Consider the following 25,125-nt stretch of genomic DNA (forward strand, 5'->3'; position numbering starts at 1 on the left):
ACACTACTCCTAGCGCATTGGCTCGGGACGGTTTGATTCCAAGCAGATTACTCCGGGTGAACCTACCAGAAGCGCAATCGTGAGATGCACCCCAATCATGCAGTGAGAGAGCCACTCATCCACTCCTAGAGCCACCAGGCCAAGCACCGTAAACACCAGGCCCGCCACAAACAAGCCCCAAGTTAAATCTTGAATCAACGGGTTCGGTGCATAAAGATTGAGACCAATAGCTAAGGATGTGAAGACAAAACAGATAATCGCAGCGATATGGCTCCAGACCGAATAGAGAACATACCGATTCCGTTGCTGGAGCAGATGGGCAAACCGTTCGAGTTGCTCTTGCCAGGCCTGGGGGGATAAGTGATGCTCAGCCGGGGTCGAAATCAGAGCTTGCAACCCAATCTTATTTTGCTCTAAGGCACTGATATTGTTGAACACCAACGCCCGCCGCCCACTCAAGCCCAAAAGAAACAGGGCCTGGGACATCAACATCACCGATGGGGCCAATAAGTCTTGAATGATGACTAAGGTACGAGTTGCACTAGCATCCATGACGGTGGCGAATGAGGTTCTCCCAGGCTTAGGGGTTACTGACTTCTACAACATACAAGAGCGAGACCAACGTAACTCATCCACAGAGCGGGGCACGAGGCTGAGATCATGATGACCACCAGGACTGGGCATAAACCCAACTAACTCATCGGTGCGAGTATCAATGAAATACACCATGCTGCGATAGCGTTGAAAGCCCCCCGTAATCCCGACCACATAGCGGCCATCCGGGGTAATTGTGATACTTTCCACATCCGGGGCAATATTTTGGATTTCTTTACGGATTTTCCAGGTTTCCGTATCAATGACCATGACACCCGATTTGGCCGGAGCCGGATAGAGAATCACCAGATAGAGCTTTTTGGCATCGGGCGTAAACACCATATGGAAGGGTTCGGGATAGCGGCCGTACCACAGGGGATCCCGGATTTCGGCAAACTTCTTCCACTTCTTCGGATCGGGATCGCTACTGTCAAAGACCCCCAAGGCATTTTCCCGCCCATTGTTCATAAAGCAGAAATACTTGCCATCCGGTGAAAATCCCGATTCATGGCCGGGCGACCCGACTTGATCCAGTTTGATTTCCCAGGTGTCTTTATCAATTTTGGTGACCGGGTAGTGATCTGGGGTTTGGGAATTAAACGAGCAGAATGTCACTGGCTCCATATTTTTCTGGGCATCCAGCACCACCAGGCCCCCGCATAAGCGAATTAAGGTGGCGGCCCACCGTCCGGAAGGATGCCAAATTGTCCCATCCGCCCCACACAACCCTAAGACATCTTGGCCTGGGATTTGTCCTTCTTCCACGAGTAATTCCCCGGACGGAACCATTTCCCAGTCAATTTTCAGCCCCTTAGTGCCTCGGTAATCAAACAGGCCAGTGCTGGCATCGGGATAAATTCGTCGGACTTTGAGCGTTCCCCCTTGTCGCCAGGCCTGGGAAAGTTCCGGCACATTCGGCACCCAGTCATATTTCAGGGCTACCTTAACTTGGGAACTACCCCGATCAAACCAGGCCGCAATATCTTTTTGTCCATCCGTAATCCAGTAGGATTGGGCATCATCCGGCTTAATCGTGGTATGCACGCCCAGGCCCAGGCCTGTACTGGCGGCGACATTATCTTCCAAAACCATCATATTGCCGTCATATTTGACCTTATACATATTGAAGCCCTCGGCTGGCTCCGTCATCGGTGTGGGAATGCCAAAGATCAAGGCATCCTTACCCCCCTGGCAACTGTTGATAAATTCAAAACCTTCATAGGGATTGCTGGAGGGAAAGGCCTGGATGTGGTGGGAGATGGGGCAATAATCGCCATAGTTCCAGTACCAGATGGAAGCCATCACCGTGCCGGTTTTTAAGTCGAGAGCATGAGTGCCACCGCCCATTTTTTGAGGACAAAGGAGAATATAATCCCCAATCACATCGCCATTGGGCAAGCGAAATAAATAGTCATCAATATTAGAGACTTTGCGGTGGATCGGTTGATTGGGGCTATATCCCGGTTCCAGGGCCACACCTTGGGCGGGCAATGTTGGTGTTGTTTCTGCGGCAATGGCCGGCCGGGACAAACCCATTCCTAAAACACTGGTGGCCGCAATTTGGATCAGGGAACGACGATTGAGGGATGTGGCAGCAGGATTATCTGGGCCGGGGGGAACATCTGCTTTTAGTTCAGTTTGCTTTGGTTGCTCACCCATGATTGACTTATCCCCTAGAGGTTTAATTTGGTAACGGAGGAAGTTTTGCTTGATGCCTAGGGTAACGTAGGGAAATCCCTCTAGTATAGAGGCTTTATAAATTGCAATGATTACTAAAGGACTCTTGAGGTTTTTTTAACAAAAAATGCGTAATGCGTAAAAGTACTTCAAATTATTTTTTTTGAAGAGTGAGTTGCTCAATATCGAGGGCGCACCGGGGAATAGCGATGATCGTCAACCCGTTCCAGAAGAGAAAGCCCATTTAGTAAGATTTGAATTAGTTCCGTCATCAGAACTATGCAATATTTTTAGGGGCGAATGCGTAATCCACTTTTGTATTTCACCCTAGAAACTTCTTTTTCAGGAATAGCTATTACAGATATATCTTTGTCAAGAATATAATACATATTATCAAGCTTACCAATTAGCTTAACTTCTTCAATTTTTTTCTCCACTATCAGGGTTGCATTCGATGGAGAAGAGAGATCGAGAAGTTTATTGGCATCGGCACTCCCACTAATATAACCTTGAAAAAGAACGATAAACGCAAATATAACCAATAAGGCTTGAAACTGATTCTTGAATGGTAGAGGTGTAAAAATACCCCTATCACTAAAATGAATGTACCCCAAAAAAATCAAGATGACCAGAAAATACCACCATCCAGTATCACCCCTAACACCACGAATGATAGTCAATATAATTGATGTAATAAGAACAAATCCAAAGATGAGACTTCTTGAAAGTTCATAAGATTCAGGCTCAGTTTCTCGCTTCCTAATAGCATTTGGACTATAAAATAATGATAAGTTCAGACCTAAAATAAGGAGAGAGCCTATCACAGTCAAGTCGAATAGTGGGACTACAGAGTATGCAACAAGCTGTTGAAATGAAAGATATGGAATAGGATTAATTCCAAATGGTTGCCAATATCCGTAAAGATTAATGCTTGCTATTGCAACTGACATAAGTGAAAGAGTGGCTATTGCTGTAGATAAGTCGTTCATGGGTTCAGAGTATGAAAGAAGATTAGTTCCTGTGAGCTAGCTGTTGATAATTGAAGTTTAAGGCAACCTACTAATATTAGAAAATTACTCAGGAGTGTACTGTATCGAATCCTCTGATGTCTGCTATTTTCTTAGGTCATGGTAATCGGATGCATACCTTGACTAATAATGCTTACACTCAGAGGTGGGCAGTGATTGATCAACATGTCCCCAAATCTTAGGCTCTTCCGGCTATCTCAGCCCACTGGTATATTCCCTACACTGCCGTTACCTCCAGTCCCTTACATTGGACGATTCATGACTTTAGTTAATTTCCCTCTCTCCAGGATTTTTTGCTGTAGAATATCTCGCACACGGCCAATCTAAACTGGCTCGGCCGATTCAGCAAAACTGAATATGACTATCCTAAAAGGAATAGGCATTAGAGATAACTCAAAGTAAATATTTCTTAGTTCATCTTGATGGCTAAGTAAAATGGCCTAGTTACATTATAAATTACTTACAATAATTACCAAAAGCCTCTTAAGGTATTTTCAAAAAAAATGCGTAAACGTATTTCAAATTAATTTATTGAAGAATAATTCTAGATCGTGTCATCTCCAAACAAGCAAGCTCTACAGTGACATCAACCACCACCTCAGCGATTTATCTGGAGGAACATACTAAACTCTCAATAACCTACGGAGTGATTCCGGCAATACATTGAACTTCCAAAAGAAGTCCGGGAATCATGAGAGCAGCAACGCCAATGGTGGCACTGGTATAGGCTGGTGATGCTAGGATTTTCTTCCTAGTTGCGACATAAATTGAGCCATTGTCGGCCAAATTCACTATAAAGCTAGTCATTTGCAGAATGTGCTCCAGGCCCGAACCGGCTGCTTGGAGAATGATCTCAATATTTTCATAGGTCTTCCGAGTTTGAGACTCAATATCCTGGCCTGCTAGGGAACCATCTGCATTTAGCCCACTAATGCCGGAGAGGTAAAGCGTATCGCCGTAACGGACACAGTTGGTAAAGCCATAGGGTTCATAGGGCAGGATATGATTCACTGAAATGACTTCTTTCATGAAATATCTCCAAAATATAATCTTGTTGTCAATGGCTGGTGTAAATCTATACTAGTCCTAGCTTAGAACAGAATATCTAGAATATTTATCTGCTCTAGTAAAATCAGAGAAACGATGTTATAAGAAAAGTCTAAAAAGAAATTGCACGTTTAAGAAAGAATCAAGGAGTTTCCACATCCGCGTTGAAAAGATTTTGTCTTATAACCAGACACCCAGAAGTTCTTCATATTTACATTTACTTTTTGCATCTTTAAGTATGCTGAATTTAGTGTTTATATTTCACATAAAACTGCTAATTTTTCTATGTCTATCTATTCTAAGGAGTAATTTTTGAAAATACGTTGATCCAATTGATCCAGAATTTTTGTATCCACAGCAGGGTCAAACTTACGTGCAAAGAAAATATTATCACTTAGCAGATTAGAGTAGTCCTCACTGGTGAGAATGCGTGGACGACCATGACGAAGCGAACCTGAAAAATCAACATAGAGATGGTTATTATTACAAAATTTAAATAAATGACTATTCACTAAAACAGTTTGAATATACGATTCATCAGGAATGACTGTCCGTTCGTAATAACTAACCAACTCAGGATGATCAAGAGAATGACTGTAGAGATATTCAATACAGGCCCGAGAGAGCGTTTTAAAAAAAGAACCTCCATAGCAACTAAAGGTGTCATTAAAGGGCGTAGATTGAGCCTTTAGTCCCAACATTAACCCGTAGGAAAGATTCAGACGAATTAAAGGTTGGCTCGCATTAATAAGGGTTTTGAAAGGGCTTATTATTCCTCGAATTAGAGGATTAAGGTTTGGGATTAATCTCAAATACTGGTAAAAGTAGCGATCCTCTCCAGTAAATCTGATCCATGGCTGAGTCTTATCAACTGGAAAATACTCCATGTAGCCATCATGGGGACTAGATTCTATGCGTTTCTCTAAATCAAAAAGAGATTGAGTTGGATAATCTTGGCCTGATAAGTTAATTAACCAATCAAAGTCAATTTTATTTTGTAACAACCAGCCAATTGCGTCTAAATAACTCCGCACAATTTTGAAATCTCCCCGGCCCCCCTCAGCCAAAATCACCTCTACTTGTCCAAGTTGTTTAAACCGATTCACATCCAACTCGCAAAAACGGGGATCATGGCAAATTAAGACGAATGGCCTGGAGCTAGTGGAGATAATGGCATTTACCAGTCGATGAATTTGATCAGGATTATTATGAGTTTGTAGTAAATAACAGACCACTGGCATATAACAATCCTAATTGACTTCTGACGTGAATAAAATTGACATTACTAGATTGATCACCTCAAAGAGTTCTAAAAACAGGTGAAATTGCGATATCAGGCTTGAGAGACTCGAGAGGACTTAAAAACATAGTGGCTAGCCCAGAGGGTAAACAGGGGTAAAAATATGACGCAAGCCAGCAAGACTGAGGTGGCGACTCCGATAATCCCGGCCGGTAAGCCCAGCACAATACTGATCGTCAGGATGATTGAAAAAACAACACTCCAACCGAGATCAATATTAGGTTTTCCCACAGCCCAAAGTAACCGGGAAGCTGCATCTGCAAAGGGCCTGGGTAAGGCTGACAAGCAAATAAGAACCACAATTGGGATAGCAGGAATCCACTTCTGCCCAAAAATAATTGGGATATAAAAATGTGCAAGGCTAGATTGCAATAAAATCAACGGGAAAGCGACCAAGGCAATGGTTTTTAACCCCTCAAAATACCGTGCCTTTAACTCAGTGATCTGACCTTGGGCCGCACAGAGGTGAGGGTATAAAGCCGTATTAAAGATGCCCAATAGACTGAGGCTAATCCCCAGGCCAGAATTGAAGGCAAAATAGTACATTCCCAAAGCCTCAATGCCGAGAAATCTACCAATGAGGAGATTATCTATATTGCCTCTCAATGTCGAAAGGACTTGTAAGCCAAAAATATTATATCCAAAATTAAATACTTCCTTAACATATGGAATACTAAAGCCCTGCTTCAGTTGCCATGGCCGACTTTTGTTAATGATGATGACCCAGAGAGGGGCTAGCAAGACCTGTGGGATCAGAAGTGACCAGTAACCCGCTCCTAAAAGGGCCAGAACTATAGTCATTAAGTTAGTTGCTATATTCCCAACCGCATCACTAATTGCAAACACTTGTAATCTATTTTCTCGTAAAACTAAGCCCCCTTGGACAATCGAGTTGGCCCGAATCAAATAAGTAATTGACAGAATAAAAATTGGCAAAACTAAGCGAGGATCACCATAGAAGTGGGCCAGGGGAAAAGCTAGTAAGCATTGTATGAGGCAAAGACTAATATTGATCAACCATCCTAGCCAAAAGACCGTATGACAATAGTCTTCTAATAATTCTTCTTCCACCTGGGCTAACTTTTCACTAATCCCAAACTGGCTAAAGGCAACAATAAATTGATCAAGAGAGAGGACGATAGCGACCAGTCCAAAATCTTCTGGGCTTAAAAGTCTGGCAGTTGTGATCGTTGTCCCAAGCCGGAAAACTCGAATTAATACTTGAGCCGCGCCCAACCAGCCAATATTACGAATAAATTGACTAGAAAGTTTTTGTTTCAGCTTCAAAAGTAACTTAGTCAAGATGGGGCTACTTCCAGGGCGGTCACTAACTGGGGTTTTCGAGGTTGATCCACCGATGCATTATAGGCAAGACCCAGAAGCAACAACCCAGGCCAGACCAGATAAACCGTGACTTCGATACTGTCACCAAAGGTATTGAGGAACAGTGCTAAAAAAAGATGCAGAGCAACTCGGGCTAAGGGTATGGTTTGTGCTTTGAAAATTAATAGGCCAAAGGTCGTTGCCATTGCTAAACAAAGAGCGAGAAAGCCGACCAGTCCTTTCACAAATAGCAAACCTACCCAAGTATTATGGGAGCCAATCGGCATAAATTGCACCAATTTTGGCCCGCGCTCAACAATTCCATGCCCCGTCCACAGTGCCTCAGGCCAGCGTTGCAACGCAATATTATCTAAGGTGGCTCTGAGATCACTAGAGGACGAGCGAAAACTTCTAAATTGGGCGATAAAGTTCTGGACTAAATCAATAAGTTGAGGAGCAGTCAGGCCAGCCCCAAGACTGACACCAGACAACCCGATTAGAACAGATGGCCGTGAAAGTCGTGAGAGAACTTGGGTTAACAACCAAGTCGCCGGTAGAGCCAACACCGCTAAACGAGAACCAGAAATAACGGCCATGAGAACTGCCGCCGCTATGCCAATAGATCGCCACCATCGGTTTGTTTCTGCCAGACTGAGGGGAAAAAAGACACTGCTCACATAGCCAATTGCGGCGGCCCAAGGAGCAAAAAGTCCAATCCGAATCAGCCGATTTTCAGGATCAATGGTGTAAAAGCTAATTTGAAACGCTCCGATAGGGCCGCCAAATACGTTCCAGGGTACGGTATAAAGTGGATCCGGCAAGCGGAGTAAAAAACCAACCACAAAAACAGGAAAGATCACCAGGGACTGCAAACCAAGCATACAAATGGCTCGATAGATGAGTTGGGGGCGAATGGATAAACATCCCACCAGAGGCAACAAGGCCCACAAGGCCCAACCCCTAGCCCAGCCCAAGATAGATTTAAGCAGAGTTGCTGTTCCTAGATCAAAATCAACATGAGCCATGACGAGGCTAACCAGCATCACAAACATTGCCGCTAACCAGGCCCAGATAATCCAGGGAATCCTAATCCGCTGATCGGCTGGCGTAGAATCGGATTGCTGCCACAGCTTTTTGCATAAATACAGCGTCAAGCCCCAAGTCACTAGGGTAGGAACAAAATAGAGAATGCCCATAAAGTAGAAGAGATAGGTACCAAGAATGGTGTACCAAACCACGTTCTCTTCAAAATTACAGGGACGCATGAGAGTAACCGACCTAGAATAAAGTGACTTAGAGAATATAAACTTAATTCAAACATTCGGGTATTGATTCAGCGTAGTAGTGGCAATTGTATGGAACTGACCTCATCGCCCAGCCATGATACTCTCCCTCTAGTATCCGTGATTATCCCGGCCTACAATGCGGCTCGCTTCATCCGAGAAACCCTGGAGTCGGTGTTGGGACAAACGTATCAAAATCTGGAAGTGCTGGTGGTGGATGATGGCTCTAACGATAACACCGTCAATATTATTGAGCAATTAGCCCAACAGGACAGCCGGATCATTCTAATTCAGCAAGAAAATGCGGGGGTTGCGGCGGCCCGGAATGCCGGAATTCTCCAGGCCAAGGGTGAGTTCATTGCCCCCATTGATGCGGACGATATTTGGTATCCCGAAAAGCTGGCCAAACAAGTTAGGAAAATGCTGGAGAGCAGTGCGGCTGTGGGTGTAGTCTATTGCTGGTCGGCCATGATTGATGAACAGGGGCAGTTTACGGGCGGCTATTTCATCGGTAATCAGAGGGGCTATGTTTTACCCGCCTTAATTTGTCAGTTTTTCTTGGGTAATGCTAGTGTTCCCCTGATTCGGCGGAGTTGTCTGGAAAAAGTTGGCCTCTATAACGAGGAGTTACGCGCTCAAGCAGCCCAAGGAGCTGAGGATTATGATATTTGCCTACGTTTGGCTGAATATTATCAGTTTGAGGTTGTGCCGGAATTTATGGTTGGGTATCGCCAAGTGTCTGGAAGTATGTCCTATAATGTCGGCACAATGGAGAGATCCTTAAATATTCTTTTGCAATCAACTCGCCAGCGTCATCCAGAATTTCCTGGAGTTATTTTTCGCTGGTCCCAGGCCGGAATATACTACTGGCTTGGCTTCCGGAGAAAAGAATGTGGAGATTACCTCGGCTCGTTGTCCTTTTATTGGCAGGCTATGCTTTTAGATCCGCCTGTGGTGCTGAAGCGATCGCAGTTTTATAAAGATATCTTAATCAATTTTCTCTCTCTGATTTTACCTTTCAGGATGGTCATTTCTTATCTCAAAGAGGTTAGACGTAAGTCACGGTCTCAGGCCGAATCGTTAACCCTAGCTGAATTAACCGCAAGTGCAGAGAAATATTCGCCCCTGTATTTTGAAGTTTATGAACAGCGATTAACAACCTTGAATCTAGCCAAGCCGGTCACTATCGAATCCATCAACTAACGTTTTTTTGGTGCTATTACTTCAGGGATTAAAAACTCCTCGTCTTCTTCAAAGCGGTTTTAGGGTTCCCTATGCCTTTAGTTTCGGTCATTATCCCAGCGTTCAATGCGGCTCATTACCTAGAGCAAACCCTCACATCTGTTATTCAGCAAAGCTTGACGGATTTTGAGGTCTGGATCATTGATGATGGTTCTACTGATAATACAAGAGAAATTGCCCAGGCCTGGGTGGAGCGGGATCAGCGCATTCACTACTTTTACCAGGCCAATCAGGGCGTTTCGGCGAGCCGTAATCATGGTATTGCCCAGTCAACAGGAGAGTTTATTGCCTTTCTCGATGCGGATGATCTTTGGTATCCCGATAAACTAGCTCTGCAAGTCAAGCACCTCCAAAGCAATCCCGGCCTGGGTGTGAGTTTTGGGCGGGTTAATTTTGTAACCAAAGAGGGGCAATCTCTGGGACAAGTATCCAACTCGCCTCTAATTAACTTGCGACCCCGAGATTTTTTGCTGGGCAATCCGACAACAACCAGTTCTAACCTCTTAGTCCGACGTGATACCTTGGCTGAGATGGGTGGCTTTGCCCTAGATATGAGTTATGCCGAAGACCTGGAGTGGTTATTACGGGTCAGTTGCTCCCAAAAATGGCAGATTGAAGGCATTGATCAGGTTTTGATCAGCTACCGGACTGCCTCTGACGGACTATCCAGTGATCTGTACCAAATGGAAGTCGATTGGGAAATTTTTCTGGAAAAAGCCAGCGTTTATGCCCCAGAGTTGATCCAGGCCGATGGTTCTCTAGCTCGGGCAACTCATCTGCGTTATTTAGCGCGGCGATCCTTACGGCTCGGTTTACCCCCAACAGTGGGCCTAGATTTTATTGGACGGGCAATCAAGACCGATCAACGGCTCTGGCAACAAGAACCCAAGCAAACCCTGTTGACCTTAATTGCACTTTATGGAAAAAAATGGTTATTTTAAGGCGAGTTATCATTATTTTCCTCGGTTTGGTTTTGAGCCTGGGCTTCAGTTTGGCCAGTGTTACGGCTCGTCAAACTCCGTTGCAGCAGGGGATCAATCTCAGTCATTGGCTGTCCCAATCTCCAGTCGGGTATGGTCAGAAGCATCTTGAATCTTGGATTAATCAAACGGATTTTCAGTGGATTGCCCAGATGGGGTTTGATCATGTCCGTCTCCCCGTTGATCCAGAGTTTTTGCAGGATTTACAACCGCCCTACAAGATTAAATCTGAACATTTTAAGATTCTCGATCAAGCCCTGGCCTGGGCCCAGCAGTCTCACCTTGGCCTGGTGCTTGATCTTCATCCCAATGCGGCTCTACCCCTAACTTCAGATGTGCCAGTATTGGATGGACTTTCCCATCTTTGGTCAGAAATTGCTCACCGCTATCAATCCCAGACCAATTTTCTCGTCTATGAACTCCTGAATGAACCTCAAGTCAAAGATCCCCAGGCCTGGCAACGGATTGTCGAAAAATTAGTGCGGGTGATTCGTCAACAGGATCAAGAGCATTCAATTATTATTGCTGGCCCAAACTGGGGTGGCCCGGAAGATTTGCTCAAGATTCATCCTATAGCGGATAAAAAAGCCATTTACAGCTTCCATTTTTACAATCCCATGGCCTTTACTAGCCAAGGAGCAGACTGGATTGAGGGTCTAAAACATATTCGAGGCTTACCCTATCCCTTTGATGCCCAACGTTTCGCCCAAGTCAAAGCCGCCACCCCTGACCCAGAAGCCCAAAAATGGCTGGGTTGGTACAAACATGATCAATACAATCTCTCCAGATTAGAGCAAGATTTACACCCCGTGAAACAGTTCCAGGCCCGTTATCAAGTCCCAATCTATTGTGGGGAATTGGGGGTTTATAAACGCTCTGTACTACCCGCAGATCGCTATCGCTGGTATCAAGATGTCATCACACTACTCAAGCAAAATCAAATGGGCTATGCCCTCTGGGATTATCGGGGCGGCTTTGGCTTAGTGGATCGCGAAAAGCATCAGGCGGACCCAGACTTATTACGGATTTTGCAACTCACTCAGGGAAGTTAAACCAGCCATGCCCAAAGTTTCAGTTATTGTTCCGGTGTATCAAGTCGAAGCCTATATTGCCGACACAATTGGCTCTATCCTTGGACAAACCTTTACCGACTTTGAACTCCTGATTGTGGATGACGGCGGCCCGGATCGGAGTATCGAAATTTGCCGTAGCTTTACTGATCCAAGAATTAAAATCATTAGCCAGGCCAATCGGGGGTTAGCTGGGGCCAGAAATACCGGTATTCGTCAGGCCCAAGGGGACTATCTCGCCTTTCTGGATGGGGATGACCTCTGGTTACCAGAGAAATTAGCCCGCCATGTGGCCCATCTCGATGCAAACCAAAATGTCGGGATCAGCTTCAGTTATTCGGCGTTCATTGATCAAGACGGTCAGCCCTTAGGCATCTATCAAACCCCACAATTAACCAATATTGATCCCCCCCAAGTCATTTGTCGCAACCCGATCAGCAATGGCTCAACCCCCGTAATTCGGCGACAAGTTTTTAATGAAATTGGCTTTCCGGCAACCATCAACGGCGAAATTGCCACCTGTTATTTTGATGAAACCTTTCGACAGTCGGAAGATATTGAATGCTGGTTACGGATTGCCTTGACGACGACTTGGCAAATTGTCGGACTGGGGGAAGTGCTCACCCTCTATCGAGTTAACATCGGCGGGCTATCGGCCAACATCGAGAACCAACTGGCGGCCTGGGAACGGGTGATGACTAAAACTCGTAACTATGCCCCGGATTTCATTGCTGAATGGGAAAGTCTGGCCCGTGCCTATCAACTGCGATATTTGGCCCGATGGGCGGTGAGAATGCGGGCAGGGGAAACAGCGGTGGACTTAGTCAAGCGGGCCCTCCAAAGCGATGCGCGGATCCTCTGGCAAGAACCGAAGCGGACATTATTGACCCTCGCTGCATCCTATTTTGTCAAGGCGTTACCAGCATTCATTTACCTGTGGTTAGAAAATCAGGCGGTGATGATGACTGGAACCACCCCCAAAAAAAGGGCTGCACCAGAAACCCAAAGACATCCGTAATTCTACTGTTGTGAAGAACAATGATTCATTGGACAATAAAGACTAGCAACTAGATAATCCTGCGATAAAATGAGAAAAGTCCAATTTAGTCCGACCTATCTCAATCCATACAAACTAAGGCTTATACGAAAAAAGATAAGTCAACAGCTTAATCAGAGCATATCTTAATTTAGAAACGCCAAAGATCATTAGAATTCATTCAGTTTTATTTACAGTCGAGCCACTTATTTTTCTCTGGCTTCAAATTTTGCCCCTGGTGATTAAGGATGAAAATTTTATTAGTTTGCTCCGCAGGTGGTCACTTCAAGGTGATGAGGGAATTGGAGCATTTTTGGGCTTCTCATGAACGAGTCTGGGTGACCTTTGAAACATCCAGTTCCCAAATCTTGCTCAAGGATGAGAAGGTCTTCTGGGCCTGGTCGCCAACCAATCGCCATTTGCCCAACTTAATTCGGAATTTACGCCTGGCCTGGAAGGTGGTGCGGTCAGAAAAGCCTGATCTGATTCTGTCAACGGGGGCTGGGGTTGCGGTTCCGTTTATTGTTTTGGGGCATTTCCTGGGGATTAAAACTGCGTTTGTGGAATCGATCACGCGAGTGGATGACTTGAGTTTGTCAGCCCGGCTAGCCTATCCACTGTTGGATGCTCTGTATGTTTGCTGGCCAGAATTGGCTGCTAAATACCCCAAGGCAGAAGCGATTACATCTCGTTCTCAGGCCCAAGAGGTCACATGATTCTAGTCACAGTCGGAACTGAGCAATTTCCCTTTGATCGCTTAATGTCTTGGATTAACGCTCTCATTAAGCAGAAATTTCTTGATCCTGCCGTTGAGGAGATTCTGGTGCAGTACGGCAGTTGCCAGGTTGTGCCTAAGGGGGTTCAGGCTGCGGCTGTTTTTCCGGAAGATTCTTTTAAGACCTACATCAAACAAGCGCGGGTGATTATTTCCCATTGTGGTGAGGGGAGTGTGTATGCCCTAGCGGCTTCTGGAAATCCCTATATTTTGGTTCCCCGCCACCACGCGTATCAGGAGCATGTGGATAACCATCAGGAAGAATGGGCCAAGATGCTAGAAAAACAAGGCATTGCCGTGGCCTGGGAACTGGCGGATTTAGTCCGATTTTTGGCTGATCCTCAGATGCCTGGCCTGGTTAATCTACCTTCGGAATCTATTAGTCAGATGTTAACTCAACGGTTTGGATAGAATAATGGCACAACTTGTTCAAGACTTGGAACTCCTTGATAAAATGCTTGTCTCTCCAGAGTCAGATATTGTTCACCTCGGTTCGGGGGCCTGGATGAAGGTTCCACGCCATTTAGTCGGGGCGGCGGCGATTGATTTTTCTAAGCTCTGTCACCCATTTTTATCGCAAGAATTTTTACTAGAGACGACCATGACTAATCTGACCCTAGACTTTAGCCATACAGAGGCGATTTCTGGGAAAGGGCTTGCGGTGCTGCTGGAAATTCAGAAACTGGCCAGTAGCCTTAACTTTGTCATCACTGGCTGGAATGCAAATCCTGGCCTGCGGTCACTTTTAGAAAACATTGGCTTGCAATGCGAATGGTACTCAGATATTAGTAGTGTGAACAATACTCAGAGTATCCAACCTCACCCCTCTGTTAATTCTTGGGGAAAGCGAGTCATTGATATTTTAGGGGCCATCGTTGGTTTGCTGATCATGGCAGTTCTATTTATTCCAATTGCAATTGCCATTAAACTCGATAGCCCAGGCCCAATTTTATTCAGTCAAATTCGGTGTGGGTTGTTGGGCAAACGATTTCGCATCTGGAAGTTTCGCTCCATGATTGTTAATGCTGAGGACTTGAAAGATATGATCGTCAATCAAGCTAAAGGGGCCTGGTTTAAGAACGATCATGATCCGCGAGTGACCCGCGTTGGCAGCTTTTTGCGTAAATATAGCTTGGATGAGATGCCCCAGTTTTGGAATGTGCTTTGTGGGGATATGAGTTTAATTGGTACTCGTCCCCCAACCCTCGATGAGATCAAATTCTATGACATCTTAAAGTGGAAACGTCTGGACGTAAAACCAGGCCTGAGTGGGGAGTGGCAGGTCAATGGTCGTTCCAAAATCCGTAGTCTGGATGATGTAATTCAACTTGACTTGGATTATCAGGAAAAATGGAGTCTGATTTATGATATAAAGCTGATTTTAAAAACAATATTTGTGGTTTTTAATAAAGATTCAGGTGCTGTTTAATATTTCATTCGTATTTTAATCAGCTACATCTCACTCTCATCGAAAATTTCCCAGATTTTTCCCAAGACTTGATTGGAAAAAAGAAACCCATCAGGAACAGTTAAGTGTATTCTATTAGTTTTTATTTTTAATTTCGGCTCGATTTCAGTCAAATTGATTAGTTGTTTAACCCAGGCCCTAGGAAACTCTTTTTCTAGTTGACGCAAATCAACTCCATCTCTTAAGCGTAATCCCAACATCAAGGTTTCTAACCATCGATCTAATTGAGACGTGGGTTCAATTGCCGTTAAGTTATTCGGTAAATTTGCTAACCATTCATAATAAGTAGCTCTGGTTTTAGGGCGACTCAAACGGCGATGATCGACATAACTGGTTGCTCCCAGGCCAAAGCCATAATAGGATTCATTGCGCCAATAGACTTGATTATGCTGACAGCGAAACCCCGGCCTGGCATAGTTAGAAATTTCATAATGGTCATATCCGGCACTGGTGAGGATTTGATCCGCTAACAGGTACATTTCGGCAGTGGTGTCATCATCCGGGAGGGGGGTTTGGCCTGGGTGAAATTTTTTACCAAAAACTGTGGTGGGTTCCAATACTAAGTCATAGGCTGAAACGTGTGTCGGTTGGAGTTTAATAACCGCTGTTAATGAGTTTTCCCAATCCCTCAGAGTTTGGCCTGGTAAGCCAGAAATTAGATCTAAGCTCCAATTTTCAAAGCCAATCTCTTGAATGATCCCAACGGCTTGTTGAATATCTTTAACTCGATGAAACCGCCCACAGGCTTTGAGTAAGTCATCTTGAAACGCTTGCACCCCCAAACTCAAACGCGTTACGCCACACTCTCGATAGCCTTGAATTTGTGACTTTGTAAACGTGCCCGGATCCACTTCTAAGGAAATTTCAGAAGCAGGATCAATCCCCATTTTTTTGTCTAATTGAGTCAGGATTTGAGTAACTTGGCCTGGAGACAATAATGAGGGAGTGCCACCACCAAAAAATATTGTGTTTAAGGGTAAACCCAGGCCTGGGGTGAGTTCAATTTCCCGGATGAGTGCCGCCACATACTGATGAATGGCCTGGGCTGTATCGCCGTAGGCTTTCTCACCAATCACTGAAATGGGAAAATCACAATAAAAACACCGCCGCCGACAAAAGGGAATATGGATATAAGCAGCACGGGGCCTAACCAAGGACTGACCTTTACTCTCCATCAGTAATCTCTAAATAAACTAATTCGGATATGGCGGTCTGTCTTGATTTGTGAGAGTAATTGATCATCACCATTTGCCATAGATGTTTGAGAGTTTATTTGGAGAATTTAATCGTTATTTATAATCCTTTGGGGAATCAGTCTCTTTTTTAAGGATTTTGGCTCAAGCTTTTAATTAATTGTTACTAAAATTGCCAATAAGATGATTTTTGTTAAAGCTAAATTCATTGGATGTTAACTGTATCTTTGGAACCTAAAATTTAAAGTGCTGTTTCACCACATCTAACCGTGAACATTGCCAATAGTCGATGTGAGAAATGATCAAGCCCTCAGCATTTACCTCTAGTTCACTGCGGCCTGTAACAGAAATCCGGGGCTGCCAAGGTAAAGGGGCATTCCAACTCATTGTCCATTGAGTATGAATAATTGCATCTTTTTGGTGAATGTCATGGAGTTCCAATTTGAGATTAGAAAACCAGTAGGTAATAAACCCAATCATCTTTTGATATTTATCTATGCCTCGAAACTCGTAAACTGGGTCTTTAAAAAAAACATCAGAGGCATAAATCTCATAGGACTGGGCCTGGGGAAATCTACTGTAGTCTTGCTTTACAACTTCGATCAGATTCATAACTTTACTCTATTTAGTCTATATGCTTAGGCGATCGCATCTGTAGCAATTTGTTAAAATGCTATCACAGATTCCCTTCACCATAAGTCATGACAGATAGCCTTTTAAAACTACCCCCTCAAACCTTGGATAAGCTAGAGCAGTTTGATCAGTTTTGGACTAACTATCGCTTATCCCCTCCGTCATTTCCTCAATTAATAACAGAAAATTCTAGTCAGTTAGTTGATATTAATTATGATGTAGCAATCGCAGGCGGAACTCTAGGAATTATTCTTGCCTATGCTCTGCAAAAACTCGGTTGGCGAGTGATCGTAGTTGAGAAAGGAGTTTTACAGGGAAGAGTACAGGAATGGAATATTTCTCGGAAAGAATTAGAGGTTTTACTGGAATTAGAGTTATTGACTGCTTGTGAATTAGAGTCAACCATCGCCACGGAATACAATCCGAGTCGCATTGGCTTTAAGGGTGGCAAAGATATTTGGGTGCGGGATGTGTTGAATTTAGGGGTAAGTCCACTTATTTTGTTGGATTTACTCAAGCAAAAATTCCTAAATGCGGGTGGTTATACTTTAGAGCAAACAGAACTTCAGCAGGCAATTGTGCATCCCAATGGGGTTGAGATTCATATCAGAAGTAATCTCCAGCCAACTTGTCAGAGGATTCAAGCGCGACTATTACTGGACATGATGGGACATTTTTCACCAATCGCTGCCCAAGCAAGGCAAGGTAATCGCCCCGATGGTATTTGTTTAGTGGTGGGTAGCTGTGCTCAAGGATTGCCCCAACAAGAATATGGGGATTTGTTCTATTCTTTCACACCAATTAAAAACGCCTGTCAATATTTCTGGGAGGCTTTCCCGGCCAAGGATGGTCGAACGACTTATATGTTCACCTACGCGGATTTGCATCCCGATCGCCTCAGTTTTAAGCAACTTTTCCGTGAATATTTTAGTTATTTGCCGCAGTATCAAAATACAGATCTTCAAGAAATCAAGCTTCAACGAGCTTTGTATGGATTTTTTCCTTCCTATCAGCGTTCACCTTTGCAGACAGCGTGGGATCGAATTTTACAGGTGGGTGATAGTAGTGGGAGTCAGTCGCCCTTAAGTTTTGGTGGATTTGGGGCTTTGGTGAGACATCTCCCCCGATTAGTGGCAGGAATTGACATGGCGTTGCGATGGAATTTATTGAGTCGCTCGGATTTAAGCTTGTTGCAGCCCTACCAACCTAACCTTTCTGTAACTTGGCTGTTCCAAGAAGCAATGCGGATCAAAATTGGACGTATCTATAATCCTGAAGCGGTAAATGAACTTTTAGCAGTGACCTTTGCTGTTATGAATAATTTAGGTGACCCCATTCTTAAGCCATTTTTGCAAGATGTGGTGCAGTTCCCCGCCCTAACTCAGACCCTATGGGGCATGGTGCTAGTAGATCCAATTCTAGTTTCCAAAATTGCCATTCAAGTTGGTTTACCTAGCCTGCTAAGTTGGCTGCAACACTTTATCCTGTTGGGTAGCTATGATTTGGGTGATCGTCTTGGCCACAATCTAAAACCCTTTTTAGCCAATCTTTTACCCGAACATCAGTACGCTCTAACCTGCAAGCTTAATAGTTGGAAGTATGGCTCTGGTAAGGATTATTCCCAATAGCTGATATCGGCAACATAAATCCCTGGATACTTAATGCTGTTGGTGACGGTGCAGCGCCAATGTTCACGTTCGATATCACTATCTGGTTGTGCCTCATCTCTAGCTACAGAACCCAAAAGCATCAGGGATTTGACACCAAAACCTTTCAGCGCGTTCTAATGATTTGCTAGAACCACAAGGGCTTCTTGTTGCTGCATTAACCCAAGCTCTGACGAAAAAAAGACCCTAGTCGAAATTGTATCTCTCCACTTATTTTCGTATTGCGTCTGCCCAGAATGGAAAATTGCATCCCAGAAAAGATTTATGCTTGTGTCTGCATCGATCTCTTTAAGCAATATGCCAGCATAGCTCACCGGACGCGGATAACCTTTGTAAATCAACCGACCAGCGTGTACGTTCTGGAGCAGCGCAGTTGTTAGGTAGCGATCTCACTGCTGGTTTTAGCGAAGAGGAAGAAACCTTACCTGACCCTCCCATTCTCCCTCAAGACTACACTCGGCAATCAAGATAATTTCCTCAATTGCTAACCCTACTGGAACACGACGGCTCACCTCAAATAATCCAGGCATACGTAATCCAGATTGAATGCGCTCATATGCAAAAGTTGTCATGGTAGCAACATCATGGGTCAAGACAATTCGTTCTTCTTGGGCTGCCCATTCTAAAACGGTTGGGTCATCTATTCCGGACAAACCAACACCTTGAACACGCACAATATCAACATCTGGACTTTGACGAAGAACACCCCGCACAATTTGGTTGTTAAAATTTTCATCAGCCAGGAATCGAGCCATTGCAGATCACCTGGATTGATTTCGCCTAGCAAGTAAGCGATCACGTATTCCAATAGGATTAAACCGCTGTTCAGCCTCTTGCTGAATTATATTCGCCTGACGCTGGCGTTCTGAAAGATAGGTATGAACCTCATCCCGATGTCTGAGGTAGTAACCAATAACAAGATATATATCTGGTAGTTGAAGCGATGGATACTGCTCTCCTATTTCCTCTGGTGTACATCCCTCTAAAAAAGCCGTCACGACAGTATCTAGGGTTACACGAGTTCTAGACACTCGCACAACACCATAAGCATCAGTCTCTATAGGCGCAGGTTCAAGGGCAATTGCTAGAGCCATAGATATTTCCAGGTTTCTAAACCCTATGGTAGTAAACAACCATTCGGAGCAGAGCCTTCAATGGTTATGGAGGTTGCTTGCTAGTTCTTGCAATCCTCATGCTCCTCCTTGTCTATTGCGTCTGCTCAGAATGGAGAATCGCATTCTACAAAAGATTTCTGCTTGTGTCTCCATCAATGCCTTGAGGCAGCATAACGTCATGTGCTTCACCGGACGGCAATGGAGTTTGCTACCGTTCTGTGTGCAAGCGCTTGTTATGTGCTTTTGCTCCACTTTGCCAGTGTTACATCATAAGGCCCCTCAGGTTTGAAACGATTATTTATAAAATATTTTTTTTCATCAGTCGGGAATCTAGCGGCACAGTAGAGAAATGCCATTTTTTGCCATGGATCCATACTAATGGATGCTTCCTTGTACTCTCGGAGCCAATCAACCGCTTCGTTTTGACTAGCCGCCAGCAATATCTCTCTTCGTGCAAATGGATCACTACATTGGAATCTTGATGCTAGAGAAGTAAAGTGATTGATATGTTTGTTTTTTGTAAATAGGCTTAGTATTGAAAGTCGGAAAAACTCATTACTTTCAATTTCTTCTGTATTCAGCAATGCTATAAGCTTGCCTCCCACCTTTTTCCACTCTTCGGGATCAATCGATTGAATTGAAGCAATATACGTGCATATATTTGCTAGACATGGACCTAACCTCTCCAGATTTTTAATCGATACATCTAATGCTCCTGGATGTCCAACCTGTGACAGTCTACGATAGAACCAACGAAGCCGAATATAATCAACTTCGTCTTTAGAAAGATACTCCTTGATTATATTACTAACTACACTTTCCGAAAACTGCTTCCAATCCTCTAGGTTTATGGAATTGTAAGATATGCTTGCGTAAGGATTTCCCCCAGTATATCTTTGGATTATTCCTAACAGTCTTTCTTCATTCTTATTGATTGGACGATCTTCAATCATATTTGCGCATAGTACCTTAAAATCTTCTGGTTTATAGAATCTCGTTTTATGTCTCTGAAGCATTAATCGCTGCTGTTTGTCTAGAACAGATGCAATTAGTGACAATGCCGATTTAGATTCCTTATCAGAATCACAGAAAACTATGATGTCGTCAGCGTATCTTAAGAAATTTAGCCCGTTCGTCTTCATGCTGTTGTCAATTGGGATCAGGGTTGCCTCAGCAATTAAATGAATTGCATGTGGTCCAATAGGAACACCTCGGGAAACTCCAGCAGTGGTTGACTCAAGTAGCGAAACTATCCATTTCACTGCCTGATTAGGAAAACCTGATTCGATTAATTGATTTTCAACTGAGTGATGATAAATCTGATTGTAAAAATCGGCTATATCACAGTAAAGAATCGTCGATGAATTCTGGCTTTTATTATAGGCACTGCTCCAAAATTCATTCCAAGCTGTTTTAGCTTTATATAATCCTTCGTCAATTGATGGAGAGAACCTATAGCTAAAAACCTGTGACGAATCTAGCCTTCTATCCTCAATGCCTTGACCAAATTGATGTACAAGAGCCGACAAGAGAATTGAGTCTTGTGGATAAAGTTGAGTGGCTTGTCTATATGATATTTCATCTTTTGGAACTATGAATCGCCTACAAGGTTTAGGTTCAAATTCAGATAATTGCTTCCCCTCAACTAAGGCAATGAAGTCATCCCGTTTTTCATAAATTGCTACCAACTCCAGTATCTTCGGAAACAAGTCTCCGTCAGAGTGTTTTTCTAAAAATTCAATAGCCCACTCAAGGGAGTTTTTTTGCAAAGTCATTCAGGGACTACTCTTGCACATAACGGCAGTAAGTTTAGTCACTGCCAAATAACTTGGACACACACAAAACATACTAGTTGCAGTCGGCTACAACACATTTTTTATACAGACGGCCCGATTCCTCCAAGCTCTTTCGCTGTCATTTAGAACATCTCTCGATTATCCTAACGAAATATCTTGAATCGCCGTCTGTGGAACTAGTGCTTCTACAGCAAAACGCCAGATAACTCACCATATAGCCTGTTTATCATATATTTTGCCTAAAAATACCCCAATCTTAGTAATTATTTAGTATTTGCGAGATAGTCATCTATACGGATTATTTACATTGCAGGAAATAAACTTTTCACCATTAAAAGCCAATAAACTCTTGCTCCAGGCCAGTGGTGCTGTGGAAAACAAGCAATATTTTTGTGGCAGAGGGAAGTCCAATGTTTATGGCGCGAGTCTGGACTTAGTTGTATCCAGGCCCAGGAAAAAAGTGACTGCCCGTGGTGAATGTGCTTGGTTAGAATGGGTCAAAGAATACAGAACGTTCACATCCGACAAAGCGAGGTAAACCTGTGGACTTTGACTATGACCTGTTTGTGATTGGGGCGGGTTCGGGTGGGTTAGCTGCCTCAAAACGGGCCGCGTCCTATGGAGCAAGAGTGGCCATTGCGGAAGGGGAAGATGTGGGGGGAACCTGTGTTGTCCGGGGATGTGTCCCGAAAAAACTCTTAGTCTATGGCTCCAAGTTTTCCCATCTCTATGAGGATGCCGTGGGCTATGGCTGGAAAGCGGTTAAGTCGAAGTTTAACTGGCCAACCCTAATCTCCAATGTCCAAAAGGAAGTTCACCGTCTTAGTCAACTCCACACGGACTTACTCGCCAAAGCTAATGTTGAACTGATTTCCCAACAGGCAACGTTCATCGACCCTCATACAGTGCAAGTCGGAGATAGGCAAATTCGGGCTGCGAAAATCCTGATTGCCGTGGGTGGGGAAGCAATTAAACCAGATTTACCAGGCCTGGAGTTGAGTATTACCTCACGGGAGATGTTCTTGCTGCCCAAACAACCAAAAACCTTGGCAGTGCTGGGGGCGGGGTATATCAGTGTCGAGTTCAGCGGCATCATGCAGGGCCTGGGGACACAGGTAACTCATTTAATTCGGGGCGAGCGGCCGTTACGGGGCTTTGATCGGGATATTCAGGACGGGGTGTATGAGGGCATGCTCAACCATGGGATCAAGGTGATTCCCGACATTGAACTCCTGGAACTGAAAAAAACGAAAAAAGGGATCAAGGTCGTTTATACCCAGGCCGGGGAAATCCAAAAATTCACGGTGGATGCGGTGCTTTGTGCCATTGGTCGCGCGCCGAATTTGCAGGGCCTCGGCCTGGAGCAAGCCGGGGTGAACTTGAATACCAGCGGTCGGTTTCCGGCCATTGCGGTCGATGAATGGAGTCGCACCAGCCAGCCCCATATTTTCGCCGTGGGAGATTGCACGGATCGAGTCAATTTAACCCCAGTCGCCATTGCGGAAGGCCGAGCCTTTGCCGATACAGAATTTGGCCAGCAACCGCGGACTATTAGCCATGAAAACATTGCCTCGGCTGTTTTTTCCCAACCGGAAGCCGCCAGTGTCGGACTCTCCCAGGCCCAGGCCGAAGATCGTTACGGTGCAGACAACATTAAAACTTATCGAGCTAAATTCCGGGCAATGTATCACAGCTTTACGGGTAAAGCAGAAAAAGTAATGGTCAAGTTAATTTTAGAAGCTGCCACCGAGAAAATCCTGGGGGTACACATGGTTGGCGATCACGCCGCCGAGATTATCCAAGGGATGGCGATTGCGGTCAAAATGGGCGCGACGAAAAAAGACTTCGATGCCACCATTGGGATTCACCCCTCCACCGCTGAGGAATTTGTCACCCTCCGTTAAGGTTTTCTCACTCTCAATCAAGCGTTCTATGGCTAATTTTCGCGACCTCCTCAGCTATTACCGCGGCTACAAGTGGGTGGCGATTTTTAGCATTGCCGCGACCAGTGGCTTTGAGTTGCTAGATCTCCTGATTCCCTATGCCATTGGGCAAATCCTGAATGTCCTTTCCCAGCAACCCCTTGACCTGCCGATCCAGGCCCTGATCCAGACCATCTCCGGGATCACAGGTTGGCCGGTGAATCAATCTCTGGCCTTGGGGGTCTTAGTCGGGATGATTTTTATCGCCACCATTGCCCGCGCCCCGATTCAGCCTTGGTTAGGGGTGTGGTATCACTGGTGGATTTCGTTACGAGTCCGCCGCGATGCCTCCTACCAGGCCCTGGTGAAAATTCTCAGTTTGCCCCTGGAGTTTTATGACGAACATAATCCCGGCCGAATTGCTGCCAGGGTAGCGAAGGGCCTCTCTAATCACACCTGGACCTATCCAGAAGTGGCGGGGCAGTTAATTCCCAAATTCGTTCGGGTCTTGGGGATTGTCCTCGGCCTGGCCTGGTTGGAATGGCCGGTAGCTCTGGGAATTTTTCTTTCTTTTGTCTTTGTGTTAGCTTTCACAGTCCGCACCCTCCACTATCTGATGGGGCGAGAGGCCGTTTTAGATGCCTACACCGAAAACACCGAAAGTCGCACTTCAGAAATTATTACCAACATCAAAACCGTTAAAGCCTTTGCCACCGAAAATCGTGAACTCCAGCGCCAGGCCAGACGCTTAGACCGAGAACAAACCCTCGTCATTGAACGCATCCATCGGGGCTATGTTTGGCTCATTACCTGGCAGTCCTCGGTAATTCAGTTTTGTTTATTTACGGTGTTGGGCTTTTCCCTGGTCAATACCATCGGCGGCCGGATTTCCCTGGGGCATTTCATCACGATTTATACCCTGGCCAGTATGGCCTATGCCGAACTCAGCCCAATGAGTAACTTGATGGAAGTGTTTGCCCGGCGGTATGCCTCCATGTTGCGGTTCCATGAATTGATGGAGTTACCCAGTGGTGCCGATGCCAGTGATCCCCAGGCCCCGAATTTCATCACCCCTCTGAAATTCACCGGCAAAGTCCATTTTGCTGCCGTTAGTTTTGGCTATGACCCGCAGCGTCCCGTCCTCAACGCGATTGATTTGATCATTCCCGCCTGTAGTACGGTGGCTTTGGTGGGCCGGTCGGGTTCGGGCAAATCAACCCTGATTAAACTCCTGTTTCGCTACTTTGAACCTCAATCGGGGCGGATTTTAATCGATGGCCAAGACATTCGTGACTTAGAAGTCAGGGCCTATCGGCAACGGCTAGGCATTGTCCATCAAGAAGTCGATGTCTTTAATGGCACGATTTTAGAAAACCTCACCTATGCCAACCCCAATGCCAGTCCCGAGGCCGTTGCGGCGGCTTGCGAGATCGCCCAAGTGGATGCCTTTATTGATCACCTACCCCATGGCTACGGCACGATGGTCGGGGAACGGGGGGTGAGACTGTCTGGGGGCCAACGGCAACGGTTAGGCATTGCCCGCGCCTTGTTAGCGGATCCCGATGTTTTAGTCTTTGATGAGGCCACCTCGAGTTTGGACTATGAATCGGAACAAGAAATTCAACGGGCCTTACACCGGATTGCCGGAACACGGACGATGTTGATTATTGCCCACCGCTTAAGTACTGTCCGCGATGCGGATCAAATTATTGTCTTGGATCAAGGCAGGATTCAGGAGGTCGGCTCCCATGATGAATTATTGATCAGGGATGGAATTTATGCCCACCTCTATCGCATCCAGGCCGGTCGTCCCGATACCCTCCATCTTCTCTAAGGCGTAGTGCTGGCAACATTAAGCCCCAGTCCGGCCCTGAACTGCATGAATCGTCCCTGTAATTCGGTAAAACTGAAGGGCGGCCCCAAAACTTGCACGGGGCCTGTAATGTTGGGGATGGTGGGATCGTCAAGGCAGATGG

General features: G+C 45.1%; 22 protein-coding genes. 10 read left to right on the forward strand and 12 right to left on the reverse strand.

The window, feature by feature from the left end; genetic code table 11:
- Window positions 1-9: 9 nt before the first annotated feature.
- The 7 genes from SYN6312_RS03390 to SYN6312_RS03420 all read right to left on the reverse strand — a co-directional run bounded on the left by SYN6312_RS03390 (window position 10) and on the right by SYN6312_RS03420 (window position 8,234).
- Window positions 10-552, reverse strand: a complete 543-nt coding sequence (locus SYN6312_RS03390) for a DUF2721 domain-containing protein (RefSeq protein ID WP_015123465.1) — start codon at window positions 550-552, stop codon at window positions 10-12.
- Window positions 553-597: 45 nt separating this feature from the next.
- The gene (locus tag SYN6312_RS03395; RefSeq protein WP_015123466.1) at window positions 598-2,253 is read right to left on the reverse strand and encodes a hypothetical protein; all 1,656 of its coding nucleotides are present in this window, start codon (window positions 2,251-2,253) and stop codon (window positions 598-600) included.
- Window positions 2,254-2,561: 308 nt separating this feature from the next.
- Window positions 2,562-3,260 carry a hypothetical protein gene (locus tag SYN6312_RS03400; RefSeq protein WP_015123467.1) on the reverse strand — a complete coding sequence of 233 codons (699 nt, stop codon included), beginning with the start codon at window positions 3,258-3,260 and terminating at the stop codon, window positions 2,562-2,564.
- 678 nt (window positions 3,261-3,938) lie between these two features.
- On the reverse strand, window positions 3,939-4,328 hold the full coding sequence (locus tag SYN6312_RS03405) for a Rid family hydrolase (protein ID WP_015123468.1): 390 nt from the start codon (window positions 4,326-4,328) through the stop codon (window positions 3,939-3,941).
- Between the two features lie 311 nt (window positions 4,329-4,639).
- The gene (locus SYN6312_RS03410; protein ID WP_253276411.1) at window positions 4,640-5,452 is read right to left on the reverse strand and encodes a beta-1,6-N-acetylglucosaminyltransferase; all 813 of its coding nucleotides are present in this window, start codon (window positions 5,450-5,452) and stop codon (window positions 4,640-4,642) included.
- Between the two features lie 227 nt (window positions 5,453-5,679).
- Window positions 5,680-6,948 carry a lipopolysaccharide biosynthesis protein gene (locus SYN6312_RS03415; RefSeq protein WP_015123470.1) on the reverse strand — a complete coding sequence of 423 codons (1,269 nt, stop codon included), beginning with the start codon at window positions 6,946-6,948 and terminating at the stop codon, window positions 5,680-5,682.
- The gene (locus tag SYN6312_RS03420) at window positions 6,945-8,234 is read right to left on the reverse strand and encodes a hypothetical protein (RefSeq protein WP_015123471.1); all 1,290 of its coding nucleotides are present in this window, start codon (window positions 8,232-8,234) and stop codon (window positions 6,945-6,947) included. Before SYN6312_RS03420 ends, SYN6312_RS03415 begins: the two co-directional genes overlap by 4 nt.
- 90 nt (window positions 8,235-8,324) lie before the next feature.
- On the opposite strand from SYN6312_RS03420, the gene SYN6312_RS03425 reads away from it, so the two are divergent.
- The 7 genes from SYN6312_RS03425 (at window position 8,325) to SYN6312_RS03455 (ending at window position 14,784) form a co-directional block, all read left to right on the forward strand.
- Window positions 8,325-9,455, forward strand: coding sequence for a glycosyltransferase family A protein (locus tag SYN6312_RS03425; protein WP_015123472.1), 1,131 nt, complete (start codon window positions 8,325-8,327; stop codon window positions 9,453-9,455).
- Between the two features lie 71 nt (window positions 9,456-9,526).
- Window positions 9,527-10,435, forward strand: coding sequence for a glycosyltransferase family A protein (locus tag SYN6312_RS03430; protein ID WP_015123473.1), 909 nt, complete (start codon window positions 9,527-9,529; stop codon window positions 10,433-10,435).
- Complete coding sequence (locus SYN6312_RS03435) at window positions 10,423-11,526, forward strand: glycoside hydrolase family 5 protein (protein ID WP_015123474.1); 1,104 nt, start codon at window positions 10,423-10,425, stop codon at window positions 11,524-11,526. The genes SYN6312_RS03430 and SYN6312_RS03435 overlap by 13 nt, the downstream gene beginning before the upstream one ends.
- 7 nt (window positions 11,527-11,533) lie before the next feature.
- On the forward strand, window positions 11,534-12,562 hold the full coding sequence (locus tag SYN6312_RS03440; protein ID WP_015123475.1) for a glycosyltransferase family 2 protein: 1,029 nt from the start codon (window positions 11,534-11,536) through the stop codon (window positions 12,560-12,562).
- Window positions 12,563-12,828: 266 nt separating this feature from the next.
- A complete protein-coding gene (pssD, locus tag SYN6312_RS03445) occupies window positions 12,829-13,296 on the forward strand; it encodes a PssD/Cps14F family polysaccharide biosynthesis glycosyltransferase (RefSeq protein WP_015123476.1) in 468 nt (155 codons plus the stop codon).
- Window positions 13,293-13,766 carry a glycosyltransferase gene (locus SYN6312_RS03450; protein ID WP_015123477.1) on the forward strand — a complete coding sequence of 158 codons (474 nt, stop codon included), beginning with the start codon at window positions 13,293-13,295 and terminating at the stop codon, window positions 13,764-13,766. The genes pssD and SYN6312_RS03450 overlap by 4 nt, the downstream gene beginning before the upstream one ends.
- 4 nt (window positions 13,767-13,770) lie before the next feature.
- Entirely contained in the window at window positions 13,771-14,784 is a 1,014-nt protein-coding gene (locus SYN6312_RS03455) for a sugar transferase (protein WP_015123478.1), read from the forward strand.
- 23 nt (window positions 14,785-14,807) lie between these two features.
- Here SYN6312_RS03455 and hemW read toward each other — a convergent pair whose 3' ends face one another.
- Complete coding sequence (hemW, locus tag SYN6312_RS03460) at window positions 14,808-15,998, reverse strand: radical SAM family heme chaperone HemW (protein ID WP_015123479.1); 1,191 nt, start codon at window positions 15,996-15,998, stop codon at window positions 14,808-14,810.
- Window positions 15,999-16,250: 252 nt separating this feature from the next.
- Complete coding sequence (locus SYN6312_RS03465; protein WP_015123480.1) at window positions 16,251-16,628, reverse strand: DUF2358 domain-containing protein; 378 nt, start codon at window positions 16,626-16,628, stop codon at window positions 16,251-16,253.
- Window positions 16,629-16,717: 89 nt separating this feature from the next.
- Here SYN6312_RS03465 and SYN6312_RS03470 point away from each other — a divergent pair, with 89 nt between their 5' ends.
- Window positions 16,718-18,277, forward strand: coding sequence for a flavin-dependent dehydrogenase (locus SYN6312_RS03470; protein WP_015123481.1), 1,560 nt, complete (start codon window positions 16,718-16,720; stop codon window positions 18,275-18,277).
- A 440-nt stretch (window positions 18,278-18,717) separates the two neighbouring features.
- On the opposite strand, the gene SYN6312_RS03480 is transcribed toward SYN6312_RS03470, so the two are convergent.
- The 3 genes from SYN6312_RS03480 to SYN6312_RS03490 form a co-directional block, all read right to left on the reverse strand.
- Window positions 18,718-19,071: a DUF5615 family PIN-like protein gene (locus SYN6312_RS03480; protein ID WP_015123482.1), complete on the reverse strand. Its 354-nt coding sequence runs from the start codon at window positions 19,069-19,071 to the stop codon at window positions 18,718-18,720.
- 6 nt (window positions 19,072-19,077) lie between these two features.
- A complete protein-coding gene (locus SYN6312_RS03485) occupies window positions 19,078-19,410 on the reverse strand; it encodes a DUF433 domain-containing protein (protein WP_015123483.1) in 333 nt (110 codons plus the stop codon).
- Window positions 19,411-19,664: 254 nt separating this feature from the next.
- Complete coding sequence (locus SYN6312_RS03490) at window positions 19,665-21,206, reverse strand: RNA-directed DNA polymerase (RefSeq protein ID WP_015123484.1); 1,542 nt, start codon at window positions 21,204-21,206, stop codon at window positions 19,665-19,667.
- A gap of 563 nt (window positions 21,207-21,769) precedes the next feature.
- Here SYN6312_RS03490 and gor point away from each other — a divergent pair.
- The gene (gene gor, locus SYN6312_RS03495) at window positions 21,770-23,131 is read left to right on the forward strand and encodes a glutathione-disulfide reductase (RefSeq protein ID WP_015123485.1); all 1,362 of its coding nucleotides are present in this window, start codon (window positions 21,770-21,772) and stop codon (window positions 23,129-23,131) included.
- Between the two features lie 28 nt (window positions 23,132-23,159).
- Window positions 23,160-24,983 carry an ABC transporter ATP-binding protein gene (locus SYN6312_RS03500; RefSeq protein ID WP_015123486.1) on the forward strand — a complete coding sequence of 608 codons (1,824 nt, stop codon included), beginning with the start codon at window positions 23,160-23,162 and terminating at the stop codon, window positions 24,981-24,983.
- Window positions 24,984-25,125 lie beyond the last annotated feature (142 nt).

It is taken from the genome of Synechococcus sp. PCC 6312 (genome assembly GCF_000316685.1).
GTDB lineage: Bacteria > Cyanobacteriota > Cyanobacteriia > Thermosynechococcales > Thermosynechococcaceae > Pseudocalidococcus.

What these genes read in the sequence shown, in the direction of transcription:
- SYN6312_RS03390 (WP_015123465.1), bottom strand. Translation starts at nt 552, where the DNA reads ATGGATGCTAGTGCAACTCGTACCTTAGTCATCATTCAAGACTTATTG.
- SYN6312_RS03395 (WP_015123466.1), bottom strand. Translation starts at nt 2,253, where the DNA reads ATGGGTGAGCAACCAAAGCAAACTGAACTAAAAGCAGATGTTCCCCCC.
- SYN6312_RS03400 (WP_015123467.1), bottom strand. Translation starts at nt 3,260, where the DNA reads ATGAACGACTTATCTACAGCAATAGCCACTCTTTCACTTATGTCAGTT.
- SYN6312_RS03405 (WP_015123468.1), bottom strand. Translation starts at nt 4,328, where the DNA reads ATGAAAGAAGTCATTTCAGTGAATCATATCCTGCCCTATGAACCCTAT.
- SYN6312_RS03420 (WP_015123471.1), bottom strand. Translation starts at nt 8,234, where the DNA reads ATGCGTCCCTGTAATTTTGAAGAGAACGTGGTTTGGTACACCATTCTT.
- SYN6312_RS03425 (WP_015123472.1), top strand. Translation starts at nt 8,325, where the DNA reads ATGGAACTGACCTCATCGCCCAGCCATGATACTCTCCCTCTAGTATCC.
- SYN6312_RS03430 (WP_015123473.1), top strand. Translation starts at nt 9,527, where the DNA reads ATGCCTTTAGTTTCGGTCATTATCCCAGCGTTCAATGCGGCTCATTAC.
- SYN6312_RS03435 (WP_015123474.1), top strand. Translation starts at nt 10,423, where the DNA reads ATGGTTATTTTAAGGCGAGTTATCATTATTTTCCTCGGTTTGGTTTTG.
- SYN6312_RS03440 (WP_015123475.1), top strand. Translation starts at nt 11,534, where the DNA reads ATGCCCAAAGTTTCAGTTATTGTTCCGGTGTATCAAGTCGAAGCCTAT.
- pssD (WP_015123476.1), top strand. Translation starts at nt 12,829, where the DNA reads ATGAAAATTTTATTAGTTTGCTCCGCAGGTGGTCACTTCAAGGTGATG.
- SYN6312_RS03450 (WP_015123477.1), top strand. Translation starts at nt 13,293, where the DNA reads ATGATTCTAGTCACAGTCGGAACTGAGCAATTTCCCTTTGATCGCTTA.
- SYN6312_RS03455 (WP_015123478.1), top strand. Translation starts at nt 13,771, where the DNA reads ATGGCACAACTTGTTCAAGACTTGGAACTCCTTGATAAAATGCTTGTC.
- hemW (WP_015123479.1), bottom strand. Translation starts at nt 15,998, where the DNA reads ATGGAGAGTAAAGGTCAGTCCTTGGTTAGGCCCCGTGCTGCTTATATC.
- SYN6312_RS03465 (WP_015123480.1), bottom strand. Translation starts at nt 16,628, where the DNA reads ATGAATCTGATCGAAGTTGTAAAGCAAGACTACAGTAGATTTCCCCAG.
- SYN6312_RS03470 (WP_015123481.1), top strand. Translation starts at nt 16,718, where the DNA reads ATGACAGATAGCCTTTTAAAACTACCCCCTCAAACCTTGGATAAGCTA.
- SYN6312_RS03480 (WP_015123482.1), bottom strand. Translation starts at nt 19,071, where the DNA reads ATGGCTCGATTCCTGGCTGATGAAAATTTTAACAACCAAATTGTGCGG.
- SYN6312_RS03485 (WP_015123483.1), bottom strand. Translation starts at nt 19,410, where the DNA reads ATGGCTCTAGCAATTGCCCTTGAACCTGCGCCTATAGAGACTGATGCT.
- SYN6312_RS03490 (WP_015123484.1), bottom strand. Translation starts at nt 21,206, where the DNA reads ATGACTTTGCAAAAAAACTCCCTTGAGTGGGCTATTGAATTTTTAGAA.
- SYN6312_RS03500 (WP_015123486.1), top strand. Translation starts at nt 23,160, where the DNA reads ATGGCTAATTTTCGCGACCTCCTCAGCTATTACCGCGGCTACAAGTGG.